Below are 14,183 nucleotides of genomic sequence, written 5' to 3' on the forward strand. Positions count from 1 at the left end.
TTAGATTAGAAAGGGGTAACCAATGACCTATATTGTGACCCGTAATATTATCGACACTAAGGATAATAACCGCTTTTACGAAACAGGGGACACTTTCCCCCGTGAAGGTTTTGAAGTTTCCAAAGATCGAATTGCTGAATTGATCGGTAAGGGTGTATTGGGCGTTAAGGGTGAAGAAACACCAGCACCAGCACCAAACGAGGAAGAAGCACCGGTTGAAGGAACTGAAGAAAAACCAGTTGAAAAATTGAAAGTGGCAGAATTGAAAGAGTTACTTGATGGCGCTGGCGTAGAGTATGAAGCAGACGCCAAAAAAGCGGATCTAGTAGCTTTGGCCCAAACTATCGAAGGGGAATAAACAGATGGAAGAAGCCCAACTAGCAAAAATCAAACGTCGGTTGGGTATTGACCCTTCCGACAACTATGAAAATGATTTGTTGAATGATTTAGTGGAAGACGCTGAAAGCTATTTTAAGGGACTAACTGGGACGATTGAAATTAACAGTAAGTATAATTTCATGATCGAGACCGTGGTCTATAAAATGTACGGGCGGAAAGGTTCCGAGGGTGTAACGACTGAAACGGTTGATGGTTATTCTGTTACCTATCAGGAATGGGATAACCTATTCAAACCGTATATGGCCATTCTTAACAAAGATTTTGGCCTGGACGGTACACAACGGGAACGCGGAAAGGTGTTTTTCCTATGAAGACACCACACCGAATTATCCTAATTTGTGGGGGGCGTAAGAAATACAATCCGGAAACGGATAGTTATGAAATGCAAGTAAGAAGAACCGTTACGGTTCCTTGTTTTGTGAACAAAGTCAGTCAAGCTAAAGTCTTTGAAAACTACGGGAATCGGACAGATACAGTTATTATTTGTAGGTTTCAAAAAGAACAAGCACCATTCACGCAAGCCGTTTTTGAAGGTAACACCTATGAGCCTATCGAAGCAATCGACGCACCAATAAAAGGGGCGGTACGGTTGAAGAAAGTAGGCCCTTTTGGGCGTTAAGGTTAAATGGCACGGCTTGGAAAAGCTGACTATGACAATTTCAAATGCTCACCCGGACGCGGTAAAGCAGTCAATAGCGGTCTTAAAGAACAATGGCGAACGTGGCAAAGCCATAGCAAAGAAGAAAGCGCCGGTTGATACAAGCTTCTTAAAGAATCACATAACAACGAATTACCAGGGCATGGAAGCACACATACACGCTGAAGCCGGTTATGCCGGTTACCAGGAGTATGGCACCCGGTTTCAACCAGGGACGCCTTTCATGCGTCCAATGATCCAGGAAGTTCAACCACAATTTCAGGAAGATATGACAAACGTAATGAAGGGGGCTTTCAAATGACGCCAAACCATGAATTATTCAGATTGATTTATATGATGGCGGAAGCAAGGGAAAAAACCTTTGACTTTTTGCCCGAAGCCGGGACACAATACCCCTTTATTTACATAGGCGAAAATAACGCCCTAGAAAGCCCAAATAACGACCTTTGGGGCGAGGTGGGTCAAACGGTCCACATTTACGCTGAAAGGACACAGCGGGCTATTTTGGACGATATAACAGCCTATTTAGAAACGAATGTCAAAAACATTTCTGGGAAGTGGGAATATCACTTACAGCACACTAACACTAATAAACAGATCATACCAGATAATACAGATGTCCGGCCTTTGCTTCATGTGGTCTTGGATGTCAAGTTTACCTATACTAAGAAGGAGAAAAAATAACTAATGGCTGAATTAATTCAAGGAAAAGACTTTATCGCGTTTTTCCGACGCGTTAAAGACCAGAAAAAACAAGACGCCGGAAAAGTAAGATTCCAAACGGAATTGACTTTGAACGCTGAAAAAGAAGTTGAAACCACGAAAACCAAAGATGGAGTTGTAAACTCTGTTTCAGATGGTGAAACTTCAGGGGAATTTACTTCACTTGCTTACCGTGAAGATAAAGACACGGTGAATATGTGGAAAGAAATGCGCAAATGGTTCCGCAACACTGACAAGATCGAAGTTTGGCTTGTGGACCTTGCTAGCAAATTTGAAGATGACGGAAAAGAAAAATATGACGTAGAATACTACCAAGGATTCTTCAAAAACTTTGAAATTTCCGCGCCGGCTGATGGTAAGGTTGAATTAACCTATGAAGTAGCGATTGATGGAAATGGTGTAATTAGTACAGATGTACTAACAGAAAGCCAAAAATCCGCTATTAATAAGGCACAGTACGACTACCACACTTTGGCCAAAGAGAGCGAAGGTACCGGGTTACCAGCTTAATTTTTAGGGGCTTTAATAAGCCCCTTATTTTTTTAATTTTTTTAAAGGAGAAAAACACACATGATTTTAAATATTGGTGGAAAAGACTATACTTTACGCTTTGGAATTGGTTTCTTGCGTGAAATGAACAAACTTCATTCGGTTGAAATGGAAGGAATGAAAACAGGCTATGGCGCTATGACTATGTTTAACGCTGGGCGCGCAATGAATGACCCTTTGGCCTTGATTGACTTGATTAAGTCCGCGACTGTTACGGAAGCACAAAAGCCATCAAATGACGCTATTGAAGAATTTCTTGAAGATCTAATTGTAAATGAAAAGTATGATCAGACCATTGAAGAAATCATGCAAGAGTTAAAAGCGTCACCCCTACTCAAAAAGGCCATGAACCTAGCGGAGTAGGGCAAGCGCAAGAATCAAGTTCTAATTTTGGTTATGATGAAGCTTTGGCGTTATTAATTGCCCGGCATGGTATGACTTTCAAAGAGGCTATGCGGACAACGCTAGAAGAATTTGAAATCTATAACATGGCTTACGCGATCCAGCAAGAGGACAAGCGGTTAAACTCTGCTATCCAAGCTTGGTTTAACCAGTCGGTTAAAGCTCAAAAGGGACGCGGTAAGTCCGCCCGTCCGGCCTTTAAAAACTTTAATGATTTTTATGACCATCAAAAAGAATTTGACAAGATTTTCAAAAAAAATCAACCTAATCAGTCCGGACCAAACAGAAAAGTGGATATGGCTGAAAGAAATAGGTTGATGAATAAAGCATAGGAAGGAGGTAATTAATGGGAGTAAATTTTGACGTAACAGCCATACTAAAAGCGAACGTTTCCGACTTTCAAAGCGGTTTGAAAGAGGCCCAAGCCTCCCTTGCTAGTTTGAAAAATCAGACTGGTTCAAGCCTTGAAAGGTTGAGCGGTTCGATTAATAGCGTAGGCGATTCCATGATGAAAGTAGGGGCTGGAATGACAGCCGGTTTCACTTTGCCGGTAGCCGGTGCTGTCGGTGGTGTTATTAAATCTTTTGCCGGACTAGAACAAGCCCTGGGCGGGGTTGAAACACTATTCAAGGATTCCGCTAAAACTGTTATCAAAAATTCAGAAACAGCATACAAGCGGGCCGGCATTTCAGGCGTGAAATACATGGAGCAAGTTACTTCCTTTTCTGCTAGTTTGCTACAAGGTTTAGGCGGTGATACCGTCCAAGCTTCAAAATATGCTGATATGGCTATCGTGGACATGGCGGATAATGCGAACAAGTTCGGTACTAACATTTCAGACATTCAAAACGCTTATCAGGGCTTTGCGAAAGACAACTATACCATGCTTGATAACTTGAAACTTGGTTATGGTGGTACTCAAGAAGAAATGGCCCGGCTGGTTAACGAATCCGGCGTTATGGGTGATAGCTTCAAAGCTACAGCCAAAAACGTGAAGGATATTCCGTTCGACAAGCTGATTCAAGCGATTCACGTTACACAAGAACGGATGGGAATCACTGGAACAACGGCCAAAGAAGCAAGCGAAACAGTGACAGGTTCCTTTGAAGCCATGAAGGCTTCCGCCCAAAACTTGGTGGCGGGGCTTGGTCAGAAAAATGCTGATATTAAAGGCTTGATGAAGGACCTAAGCGATACCATAGCCAATTTCAAAGACAATATTGTCCGAGTTTTAAAAACAATCTGGGACAACTTACCACTGAAACCATGGCAGAAATGGGTTGGCGCGATTGTAGTTTCTGCTGGTCCAATCCTTACGGTAGTAAGTACCATTACTAAAGTAGTAGGTGGAATTGTTGGAATTGTAAGCAAGGTTTCAAGCGCGGTTTCTGCCCTAGTCACTGGCTTCCAAAGTGTAGCGGGTGGTGGCACAGCTATTTCCGGTTTCTTTGGTTCGATTGGTAGCGCCCTTGGTGCTATTAGTGGCCCTATGTGGGTAGTAATCGGGCTTGTCGGTGTCTTCGTGGCCGGCCTAGTCGGTTTGTATAAAACAAGTGAGAAATTCCGGGATAAAGTTAATTCCGCTTTCCAAGCGGTTTCTAAGGCCGTGTCAAGTGCAGTTAATGAAGTAGTAAGCTTTGTTAAAGAAATCTTTGGCGGTCTGATCAATTGGTGGAACGAAAATCATGAATTGATTTTAAAAACTGCTGAAACAATCTGGAACGCAATCAAAGCAGTTGTTGAAACCGTAATGGACGCAATCGCACCAATCCTTGAAGCTGGTTGGAATACGATAGTACCAATTGTTAAAACCGTATGGGATTTAATTAAGACTATCGTAGAAACCGGTTTGAATGTCATTTTAGGCGTTATCAAGTTAATCATGCAGATCATCACGGGCGACTGGTCCGGCGCTTGGGAAACTTTAAAAGAGATTGTAGGAAATATCTGGGAAGGCATTAAAACCGTTATCGGAATTGCTATCCAAGGTTTAATTACAATTATCCAAGCCGGCCTCAATCTCTTGAAAGAGATTTGGACGGTAATCTGGAACGTGATTTCTACGGTTCTACAAACCATTTGGGATCTTATCGTTACAATCGTCCAAACCGCTATCCAGGTTGTGAGTGACGTTATTAATACCGTCCTTACTTTTATTTCAGACCTTTGGAATAATATTTGGAACGGGATTTTGACCGTCTTACAGACAGTCTGGAACGCAATCACAGAAACAGTAACTACTGTTATCAATGCGATTAAGACCGTGATTGAAACCGTGCTGAATACGATTTCTGATATCTGGAACACGATTTGGGGCGGTATTAAGGACTTTACTGGGTCTGTTTGGGACGGAATTAGTTCTATTATAAGCGGAACCCTTGGAGTGATTACCGGCGTTATTACTGGCGCTTGGAACGCTATTAGTTCTTTCTTGTCTGGTATTATGTCCGGTATTAGTTCGTTTATCTCATCCACTTGGAATGGCATTACGTCCGGAATTAGTGGATTTATGAGTGGAATTACTAGCACTATCTCAAATGGCTGGAATACAGTAGTTTCAACCGTTACCACAGCGGGTTCTAATATTGTCAATGCGGTTACTACCGCTTTTTCTGGCGCAGTAGAAGGTGCTAGAAACTTTATAAGCGGAGCTATTGACGTAGGGGCTAATCTAATTACTGGTTTTGTGGATGGTGTTAAAAACTTTGCGGGTAACTTGATTAATGCCGTAGGCGACGCGGTAAGCGGTGCGATTGATTGGGCTAAAAATCTGCTTGGTATCCATTCGCCATCACGGGTATTCAAACAGTTCGGTATCTATACCGACCAAGGTTTCATTGACGGGGTGGATAGCAAGGCCGAAAACGTGGCTAAATCAGTAGGTAGCATGGCCCAAGGGGCTATTGACGCCTTTGCTGGCAAAGACTTGTCTGGAGTATTCCAGGACGAACTAAGCACAGTAGAAGGTGCTTTGGGAAGCTTGACCGCTTATGATCCAAACGTTAATTTTGCCGGTGGAATTTTGACGGTGAACCAACAGCCGGCAGATATTACCTTGAAACTTGGAAGCACAACTTACCGAGCATTCACGAATGACATCACACGAGAACAAGAAATGGAATTAATTTTAGGAAGTTATTAGAAAGGGTGATGAAGTATGTATAACTATACTAGTTTAGGAAAATTAGATCAGGAAGTTGCTACTTTTGAGCCTAGCGATAACCTACTAATTAATGGACAACCCCTTAATAGTTTAGTTGAGGGGTACCGACACTTGACAGTAACAGGCCGGGGGCTATTGGGGCGGAATGTTTCCACTACTAAAGTCCCTGGCCGGCGTGGTGTCTGGGCGGATGGTTTTTCAGATGAAGAACGCACCCTAGAAATCAAATACCAGCTTAAAGCGGACACTAGCGCCCAAATGCGGGAACGGTTTGCTAAATTGAATAAAATTCTAAGGACACACGCGCCTAGCGGGTTCCTTGAAATCTCTTTTAGGGATGAACCTGATTACATTTACTACGGCTATTTTAACGGTGCGGATAGCTTCGAAGAAACAAGCCTAAGTATCGTTAGTAAGTTTAGCTTGCTGATTCCAGATGGTTATAAGAAAAAACGGCCCCAAAATTCAACGGGGCCTATTTCTTTGGTGGACGCGGTGGAGGTGTTACCAGAATCTATCACGGTTACACCAACCAAGACCACAAACCAGCTTCAAATTTTGAATGGGTCCAAGGTGCTTTCTTTTGCTGGGACCTATACACCGGGGAAAGATATTATTATTTCTTTTGATCCGGATGAAATCAAAATAACGTATGGTGGCCGGAATATCCTAAGTGAATTAGAGCGATTCAGTCCGCTAGAAAATTTTACAGTCCGGAACGGTGACACGATAACCGCGGTTAATGCGACGGTTAAGAAGGTAGTTTGGAGGGATGAGAGAGCATGATTTATCTTTTTGATGAAAAAGAAAAGCTTGTTAAAATCGTAAATCGAAAAGCGGTCAAAACAGCCCTTCAGACTTATTCATTGACCACTGAAAACTATATTTCAGACCGCTTGACAGTTGAAATGAAAGCCCTGAATGATGATGAGTTTGAGCAAGTGGAGTATATGGCCATCCAGTCAATGGAAGACAACCATCAATACCACTACTTTTACATTGCCCAAAGGAAAACAGTAGGCGATATTACAACGTTTACGGGCGTACAGTCTGGAATTGAAGAATTAAGGAAAACCCCGGTCTTTGACAAGCGTCCTAATAATATGCGGGCTGAAGCAGTCATTAATGACCTTTTAAAAAATACAAACTGGCGCGCCCGTTTTGTTGCTGAAACCATCAACCGTAGCACTAATTTCTATTACATTTCTGTTTTTGACGCCCTGAAAAAAATCTGTAAGGTTTGGGGCTTGGAAATGCAGTTTTTTGTAGAAATGAACGGCAACGGAATAGGCGCCCGGTATATTGATTTTAAAAAGAGAATTGGTGAAGCTACCGGGAAGCGTGTAGTTTACGGCCATAACGCCCTGGAAATTTTAAAGGAAATTGAAAGGACCAATATTTACACAGCCCTAGTTGGCCGTGGGAAAGGTGAGCAAGTTTCAAGCGCTGAAAGTAGCGGAAAGACCGCGGACGGCTACGGCAGAAAAATCACCTTTGAAAATGTGGTATGGTCCAAGGCTAAAGGAAATCCGCTAGATAAACCGCTGGGGCAAAGATACCTTGAAGATCCTGAAATGACTAGACGTTACGGGATAAAGAACGCAGATGGAAGCATGAGGGCAAAGATTGGTTTTGTTGATTTTAACGAGGAAGAAAATCCCAACGAATTGATAAGACTGACTTATCAAGCTTTGGTTAATGCGTCCCGTCCACAATTAACCCTAAAAACGTCAAGCGTTTACTTGAAGGGTGTTAAAATCGGGGACACTATCCGGGTAGTCCGACACGATAAGAAACTAGACTATGATACACGGGTATTTGAAATTACTTTCAACCGTTTGAATAATCAGTCTAGTGATATCAAGTTAGGCGACCAAATAAGCGAGAGTGCAAACTCTAAGATCCAGAGCGTAGCGGATAAAGCAGTTGAAGACTTTATTAACAATGAGTTCAACAGCTTTGTCCAAAAGTTGCCGGATTTTGTTAAGTCCGCGGACGGTTACAACACTAACTGGTACAGCGCGGAAGACCCTGTTAAGAAATACCCTAAAAAAGTATTGATTAATGACATTTGGTACAAGCCGGACCCGGAACATGAAGGGCATACTATCATGCAACGCTGGACGGGTGAAGCGTGGGAAGAAATCTTAAGGACTTACAATGAAGTAAGTTTGCGAGAGAAAATCGATCAGAAATTTAATGAACTGAAGCAAACGACTGATCAAGCAATTCAAACAGCGAACCAAAAAGCTGAAGAAGCTTTACGACAAGCCGGCACCATTCCAGACACCGCTAGACTATCCGAGCAGGTAAAACGGCAAGTATTGGAAAGTCAAGATCTAAGTAAGAAGGTAGCTGAAACTTTAAAAGAAACGGATTCCGGAACGATTTATAATAAAATCTACCAAAATATCAGGAATGATTTTGCAGAGCAAAGAGATATTGGACGCGCTTTGGCTGGAATTAATCAAAATATCCGAACACAGTCGGAGAATCTTCAAAGACAATCGGTAGAAATTCAAAAGCAGACCATAGAATTCCAGAAACTCACAGAATCAAACAAACTCTATGAGCGTATCATCGGTACATCCGAAACAGACGCACCAGACAAGCTATCTCGTTTGGTTATGTCTAGCGAGATATTCCAGACGGAAGTCGGGAAGTACAGCACAACGGGTGGTCCGAATATGCTTCGAAACTCACGAGCGGATGACGGGTTGAAATATTGGACGGAAGCCAACGGAAAATTGAATTTCACAAACCACTCTTACTACTTCAATGGTCAAAAACGAATGTTTGAAATAAGTCATGAGGCTATTGTTAAAAGCCCAAGATTTATCGTCAAACGTGGCGCTGACTATATGTTAAATATGCTTGGTTTTGACGCGAACTCACAAAGTTTTAAAATCTATTTTTGCAAACGAAGAAAAGGAGCCGTAGTAGATTACCAAGAAAAACAATTAATATTCAGTAGTACGGGCAGTCCAATTTTTAGTAGTTCAAATGCACTCAAAAAGTCCTTTAAGTTTAACGTTGAAGATTTTGATGAAGGCTATTTACAGTTTGAGTATCTAAAAGCTGACTTGACTAAGTGGGGCGGTTTATTTATGACAGAGTTGGACTTCTACGAAGGCACGGCTGATAGGAAGTGGCAACCATCACCAGATGATTCCAACGAACCACTTGAAGCAGTACGGACACAAGTTACACAACTAGCTGGATCTTGGTCGGTACGCAATCTCAATAGTGCGGGCGACGTACTGGGAGCGATTAATCTCAATCCAGACGGGTCAGTCCGAATCAACGAGGGCTTGCTTTCAGTCGGTGAGAAGACCATTATCAAAGACGGAGTCATCAAAAAATCTATGATCGGCAAGGCCCAGATAGGAACGGCTCACATTGACGAAATTGACGCAAGCACGGCGCGACTTATCAACGTATCGGCTAAGAATATCACAGCGGATGGGCTGACTGCTAATGTTATCAAAGGCGGTAAGCTATCGTCGCTGAATGGTGTTACTGACTTTGATTTACAGACGGGCTGGATTGACATGAACAACAACGCAGTAGGTATCCGAAACCAATTCAGAAATAAACCTATTCAATACCTCGTATTTGGAGAGGGGTCTATTAGCGGTAAGCCGGGGTCATATACCGCCTTAATGTCAAATTCTAACAAGCGGGTGGCGATGGACGACGGAAGCGCTGGGATTCAAATTTGGAACACGAACGACAACACGACGGCCGTTAATATTTATGGTGATATGGTTGAGTTTATGTACAATGCGACAGATCCAAAGTCAATCGCAATAAATACGGTTACTAACGTCATTTGGAATATCGAGGATATTATACTTTCAAGCTATGGAAATTACGGATTGAAAGCTATATTAAATGACATTTACCGAAATATCAGACAACTTCACGATGTCACCGTCAACCGAGTCGAATATAATTGGACAACAATCGGCCCTAAATAGAAAGGACACTATGAACACAGTAGATAAAATCGTAAACGAGATTGCACAGAAGCTCGCAAGCTCAATCGTAGAAGCCTCGAATTACAAGGTCTTGTACGAGGAAGCCCAAGACAAACTCGCTGAAATGCAATCGCAACTTACACAAACACAAGCGCAACTAGAACGCATTAACAGCGTACTAGAAGCAGACCAAGCACTCAAAGAACTCTTTGATGAAGTAGCTGAAAAATTAGAAAAGGAAAAATAATATATGACTTTTAAAGTAGTAAATAAATACGCACAAGACGCCAACCGCACATTTGTAGCAATTCGTCAAGAAAATCCATATACGGCCTTTGACCGTGTATTGATTGGTGACCGTACCAACGACACAGACGAGGCTCTTATCGAGGCGGTACTTGGCCAGATTGCGACAGAGTTCAATCCAGCCGACGGGGTGAAGAAGTTGCAAGAAGACTTGCACACGCAAGCTGAAAGCTATGAAGAAAAGCTAGCTGAAAAAGACGCTAAAATCGCTGAAGTAAAAGCCGTGGCAGATTGGGCAGTTTTGGCGCGTGTTACTGACGTAGATCACCCGTTAGATCCGACCGTCTTTAAACGTGGTTTGGAGTTGGTTGACCTTGGACAAAATGGTAAAACTTACCAACCACAGGAAATTTTCACGCTTGAAAAACCGGACCATGTTGAGAAATTCCAAGAAGGAAAACGCGTCATGGTCCAAGTAAATCAAGCATTTACCTATAAAGGGGAAACCTTGGAACAGCTTGAAGATTTGGATAAAAACGGAAAAATCGGTATTTGGAAATGGACTGAGCCGAAGGAAACGCCAAAAGCTTCAAATGAGTTAGAAACGCAACCGGCACAATAAACAATTAGAACCAGATAGGGAGGTGGTTAAAATGGCCCTAGTGGACCTAATTGACAAGCTAACGCCGGTTTTAGTTGTGATCATTCCTAGTTACTTTTCCTTCAAGAGCACCAAAACCACAAAAGAGGCGGACCAAAAATTAAGAGATCTTTCAGACAAGATTGACGATTTAGAGAAATCCGTTTTGAATGTGGAAGGGATTGGAGAAGATAACCAGAAAAATCTATCTATTATCGGAAAAGGCTTGCAACGCTTACAGCGCTTTCGATTGCAAGAAAATTTGAAAAATGCCCTTAAAAGAGGGCATACTAACCAGCACGAAATAGAAGAACTTTCCCGCCTTTATGAAAGTTACATTGAGTTGGGCGGGAATGGTGCTATTAAAGTGCTATTTGAACGGTTTTTAGACCTAGAAATAAAAGAGGAAAATTGAAATGAATCAAATTACTGAAATTGTCGTAGCTAGTTCTTTAAGTATCTTAACCGCGCTTATCGGTATTGTGGCCGGTGCGGTTAAAAACTACTTGGTAACCCGTGGTGGAAAGAAAGCCCTTGAAGTGGTTGAAATTTTAGCTAAAAATGCCGTTAATGCTACCGAACAAGTAGCGGACAAGTTGGACATCCATGGGAAAGACAAGCTTGAATACGCTAAAACAAGCCTTATTGAAGGGCTTGAAGCACACAATATCTATTTAACGAACGATCAGTTGAATACGTTTATTGAATCCGCTGTAAAAACAGCAAACGAAGCTTGGAAAAATTGAGGTAAAAAAACATGGATAAAGTAAAACTATTTCAAGACGAAGTGTTAGGCCGTGGGTTTGATATCGACGGTTGGTTTGGTTGGCAATGCTGGGACGGTTACGCTAAATATTGCTTATGGCTTGGTGTCCCGTTTGCTAACTGTACAGATTCCGGGTATGTGAAAGACCTTTGGGAACAGCGTTATAGCAACGGGATCTTGGACTATTTTGATGAAGTTGAAATTATGCAAGGCGGAGAAGTAGCTATTTTCATGGAAACAGCAGTAACGCCAGTTTCACACGTTGCTATTTTTGTAGGAGACATTGACGGTTCCCAAGGTTGGTTCCTTGGTCAAAACCAAAGCGGTGAACCTGGACCAAACGGGGGCGCTAGCTTTGATTTAGCTATCTATCCATATAGTGCGCTTTATCCTACTGCTTTCCGACCAAAGGGCGAACCGTTAGAAAAAGAAGAATTGAAAGAAATCATTACGGAAGTCATGGACAACCATGAAGTTCCATTCTTCCCTGAAGACGCTACTTTCACGGTGGGCGATAGCCCTATTAATGTCCGCCGTTATCCAGATTTAACTGGTGAAATCGTGGCGACTTACCAGCCGGGTGAAAAGGTTCACTACGATTCTAAGGGTACTAATGCTGGATTCCGCTGGATCTCTTACGTGGGAGAATCTGGAAACCGGAATTATATGGCTATTGGTCCCGTGGATGAAGCCGGCAACCGTACTGATTTATGGGGTATGCTTGAATGATTGGATTTAATTCAACGAATTTGAACCAAACGAAGGGCGGGGAAGTCATTAAACAAGGTGACTTTTCCTCCCTTTTTGAGTTTGAGCTTTTAGACTATGAAAACAAAAAAATTACTAGCCTAGATGGTCAAACGGCAAAGGTTCGTCTTGGAAACAGCAAAGGGAAGATTGAAATTGAATCCCTTGTAGAAAATTCCAAGGTTAGTTTTAAAATCGGTAAAGTCTTACCAGTTGGAATTTATCACATTGAAATTGAAGCTGGTAACTATGTCTTTCCGAGTGATAGAAGCGCTAAAGTTGACGTTATCCAATCAGTTGAGGAATACACTAGCGAGCAAGTTCAAGACCTTGTAAAAGAAAGTGAAAAAGATAACCTCCCTGAATTGGTGGATCTTTACAACCTAGCCAAAATTTAAACAGATAAGGAGAAATAATGAGTTTAAACACTGAACGACTTACACGATTTGCCCAAGCCGTAGGGCTTGATATCAAGGAAATCAAGCGCGAATTGGCAAACAAGGCTGAAAAAACTGAAAACGGTCGAGGTGGAATCACACAGCAACAACTAGAAACAGCTATCCAGGGCGTGAAAACGGCCATCCTTGGAGAAGGTACGCCGGAAGAATTGGATACGCTGAAAGAGATTGCTGACAAGATCAAAGCGGGCGAAAATCCAGATAGTGCCATCATTGCCAAAATGACGGAACTGGGCCAAAAGTTCACCGACTTGGAAAACCTTGATTTAGTGGCAACTTACACCACAGCGAAAGAGTGACGGCCATGAATAACATTATTGAAGTTATAAAAGCGATTGGCCGGGATATTAAGGCGCTGACTTCAAAACAAGCTGAATACTTGAAAGAAACAAAGGCTTATGAACTATTCCCGACCTATTCCACGCTTCAAAACCAAATGACGGAAAACATCAAGACCAAGCACCTAGAACTTGGTCTGGACGCTCTTATTGATGATAAATTAAAAAATGGCGGTGATCCATTCGTCACCAAGTCAAAAATTCCAGTGGTGGACACAAGCCAGCTTGCAACCAAAAACGATCTGGAAGAATTGAAGCGAAGCGCTGGCACTGGGCAAGCCAACGAGTACGAAATCCACGGAACTGGTATGCCTAACGGGCGAGTTACTGCCCCAGTTGGTACGACATACGTCGATACCAACGCGACGAATGGCGCTCTTAAATGGATCAAGAGACGAGGAACTGATAATCAAGGCTGGGAAGTCTTGACGGGTGATACTGGTTGGAAGAAGTTAAAAACACTCTCGACGTTAGGGGCTTCTGCCTTACACGTCAGACGAATTAACAATCAAGTGACGTACAAGTTCGAGGGGTTACAATGGGGATGGTTTGGAATACTTCGTCGTGGCGCTCCGGGTTACGCTACACATCCGAGCAATCGAGAAAAGAAAGTATTCATTTTAAACAATGGAGAAGTTCCGTATGGTTTTCGAGCGCCTTTCTCGTTAATCGGTCAAATATTCAACGACAATGGTGTACCGTATGGTACATGGTATATAGGTTCTGCTACCGACGCTAATCATTTAAGGTTTCAGTTTTTAGATCCCGTACCGACTGACCGTGATATTGGCGATATTCGAGTATCTCTGATATCTTATGTTACGGATGACCCTTGGCCGGTAACTCTATAATTTATTAGATATAAGACACACACCCTCCCATTTTTGGGAGGGCTTTTTTGTTGTCTGTTATAACGGCAATTTTTAAAATTGTCTATTATAACGAAAAAAAGCCCTTTTAGGCTCACTTTCTCAACTATACGGGCAAAAAATGAATACGATTTGACTACGGTTTATTTCAATTATCCGAAATTATTTGATAGGTATTTTTTCTAAAAATACCGTGTTTTCAATCTGTTAGAAAGCTATCAGTATTTAATGGTAACCATAGATTG

At 42.2% G+C, this 14,183-nt stretch carries 20 protein-coding genes and 1 pseudogene; 20 read left to right on the forward strand and 1 reads right to left on the reverse strand.

Going from position 1 to position 14,183, the window contains the following annotated elements; translation table 11 throughout:
- Nucleotides 1-22: 22 nt before the first annotated feature.
- Genes AC3E8G_RS09495 through AC3E8G_RS09530 form a run of 8 tightly spaced genes read left to right on the forward strand, consistent with a single transcriptional unit; the run spans nucleotide 23 to nucleotide 3,063 of the window.
- The gene (locus AC3E8G_RS09495) at nucleotides 23-358 is read left to right on the forward strand and encodes a HeH/LEM domain-containing protein (protein WP_490677588.1); all 336 of its coding nucleotides are present in this window, start codon (nucleotides 23-25) and stop codon (nucleotides 356-358) included.
- A gap of 4 nt (nucleotides 359-362) precedes the next feature.
- Entirely contained in the window at nucleotides 363-710 is a 348-nt protein-coding gene (locus AC3E8G_RS09500; protein WP_490677589.1) for a phage head-tail connector protein, read from the forward strand.
- A complete protein-coding gene (locus tag AC3E8G_RS09505) occupies nucleotides 707-1,018 on the forward strand; it encodes a hypothetical protein (protein WP_490677590.1) in 312 nt (103 codons plus the stop codon). Before AC3E8G_RS09500 ends, AC3E8G_RS09505 begins: the two co-directional genes overlap by 4 nt.
- Nucleotides 1,019-1,049: 31 nt before the next feature.
- On the forward strand, nucleotides 1,050-1,358 hold the full coding sequence (locus tag AC3E8G_RS09510) for an HK97-gp10 family putative phage morphogenesis protein (RefSeq protein ID WP_490677591.1): 309 nt from the start codon (nucleotides 1,050-1,052) through the stop codon (nucleotides 1,356-1,358).
- A complete protein-coding gene (locus tag AC3E8G_RS09515; protein ID WP_490677592.1) occupies nucleotides 1,355-1,741 on the forward strand; it encodes a hypothetical protein in 387 nt (128 codons plus the stop codon). Before AC3E8G_RS09510 ends, AC3E8G_RS09515 begins: the two co-directional genes overlap by 4 nt.
- Nucleotides 1,742-1,744: 3 nt before the next feature.
- On the forward strand, nucleotides 1,745-2,290 hold the full coding sequence (locus AC3E8G_RS09520) for a phage major tail protein, TP901-1 family (protein ID WP_490677593.1): 546 nt from the start codon (nucleotides 1,745-1,747) through the stop codon (nucleotides 2,288-2,290).
- A gap of 60 nt (nucleotides 2,291-2,350) precedes the next feature.
- A complete protein-coding gene (locus tag AC3E8G_RS09525; RefSeq protein WP_129821873.1) occupies nucleotides 2,351-2,692 on the forward strand; it encodes a tail assembly chaperone in 342 nt (113 codons plus the stop codon).
- Nucleotides 2,693-2,736: 44 nt separating this feature from the next.
- Nucleotides 2,737-3,063 (forward strand): hypothetical protein, encoded by a 327-nt coding sequence (locus tag AC3E8G_RS09530; protein WP_490677594.1) that lies wholly within the window; start codon nucleotides 2,737-2,739, stop codon nucleotides 3,061-3,063.
- A gap of 115 nt (nucleotides 3,064-3,178) precedes the next feature.
- Here AC3E8G_RS09530 and AC3E8G_RS09535 read toward each other — a convergent pair whose 3' ends face one another.
- On the reverse strand, nucleotides 3,179-3,574 hold the full coding sequence (locus AC3E8G_RS09535) for a hypothetical protein (protein ID WP_490677595.1): 396 nt from the start codon (nucleotides 3,572-3,574) through the stop codon (nucleotides 3,179-3,181).
- 85 nt (nucleotides 3,575-3,659) lie between these two features.
- On the opposite strand from AC3E8G_RS09535, the gene AC3E8G_RS09540 reads away from it, so the two are divergent.
- The 12 genes and pseudogenes from AC3E8G_RS09540 (at nucleotide 3,660) to AC3E8G_RS09595 (ending at nucleotide 13,920) form a co-directional block, all read left to right on the forward strand.
- Entirely contained in the window at nucleotides 3,660-5,873 is a 2,214-nt protein-coding gene (locus tag AC3E8G_RS09540) for a phage tail protein (RefSeq protein ID WP_490677596.1), read from the forward strand.
- Between the two features lie 15 nt (nucleotides 5,874-5,888).
- Entirely contained in the window at nucleotides 5,889-6,680 is a 792-nt protein-coding gene (locus AC3E8G_RS09545; protein ID WP_490677597.1) for a distal tail protein Dit, read from the forward strand.
- Nucleotides 6,677-9,874, forward strand: a complete 3,198-nt coding sequence (locus AC3E8G_RS09550) for a phage tail spike protein (protein WP_490677598.1) — start codon at nucleotides 6,677-6,679, stop codon at nucleotides 9,872-9,874. Before AC3E8G_RS09545 ends, AC3E8G_RS09550 begins: the two co-directional genes overlap by 4 nt.
- 10 nt (nucleotides 9,875-9,884) lie before the next feature.
- On the forward strand, nucleotides 9,885-10,121 hold the full coding sequence (locus tag AC3E8G_RS09555) for a hypothetical protein (RefSeq protein ID WP_490677599.1): 237 nt from the start codon (nucleotides 9,885-9,887) through the stop codon (nucleotides 10,119-10,121).
- 3 nt (nucleotides 10,122-10,124) lie between these two features.
- A complete protein-coding gene (locus AC3E8G_RS09560; RefSeq protein ID WP_490677600.1) occupies nucleotides 10,125-10,742 on the forward strand; it encodes a hypothetical protein in 618 nt (205 codons plus the stop codon).
- Between the two features lie 31 nt (nucleotides 10,743-10,773).
- Complete coding sequence (locus AC3E8G_RS09565; RefSeq protein ID WP_490677601.1) at nucleotides 10,774-11,175, forward strand: hypothetical protein; 402 nt, start codon at nucleotides 10,774-10,776, stop codon at nucleotides 11,173-11,175.
- 1 nt (nucleotide 11,176) lies between these two features.
- A complete protein-coding gene (locus tag AC3E8G_RS09570; protein ID WP_490677602.1) occupies nucleotides 11,177-11,506 on the forward strand; it encodes a phage holin in 330 nt (109 codons plus the stop codon).
- An 11-nt stretch (nucleotides 11,507-11,517) separates the two neighbouring features.
- A pseudogene (locus AC3E8G_RS09575) lies at nucleotides 11,518-11,937 on the forward strand (peptidoglycan recognition protein family protein); the annotation flags it as partial.
- 48 nt (nucleotides 11,938-11,985) lie between these two features.
- Nucleotides 11,986-12,255 (forward strand): SH3 domain-containing protein, encoded by a 270-nt coding sequence (locus AC3E8G_RS09580; protein WP_490677608.1) that lies wholly within the window; start codon nucleotides 11,986-11,988, stop codon nucleotides 12,253-12,255.
- Complete coding sequence (locus AC3E8G_RS09585) at nucleotides 12,252-12,671, forward strand: hypothetical protein (RefSeq protein ID WP_490677603.1); 420 nt, start codon at nucleotides 12,252-12,254, stop codon at nucleotides 12,669-12,671. The genes AC3E8G_RS09580 and AC3E8G_RS09585 overlap by 4 nt, the downstream gene beginning before the upstream one ends.
- A gap of 17 nt (nucleotides 12,672-12,688) precedes the next feature.
- The gene (locus AC3E8G_RS09590; RefSeq protein WP_490677604.1) at nucleotides 12,689-13,030 is read left to right on the forward strand and encodes a hypothetical protein; all 342 of its coding nucleotides are present in this window, start codon (nucleotides 12,689-12,691) and stop codon (nucleotides 13,028-13,030) included.
- 5 nt (nucleotides 13,031-13,035) lie between these two features.
- Complete coding sequence (locus tag AC3E8G_RS09595; RefSeq protein WP_490677605.1) at nucleotides 13,036-13,920, forward strand: hypothetical protein; 885 nt, start codon at nucleotides 13,036-13,038, stop codon at nucleotides 13,918-13,920.
- Nucleotides 13,921-14,183 lie beyond the last annotated feature (263 nt).

The sequence above is a fragment of the Streptococcus sp. SCPM-O-B-15294 (M123) genome (assembly GCF_058200455.1).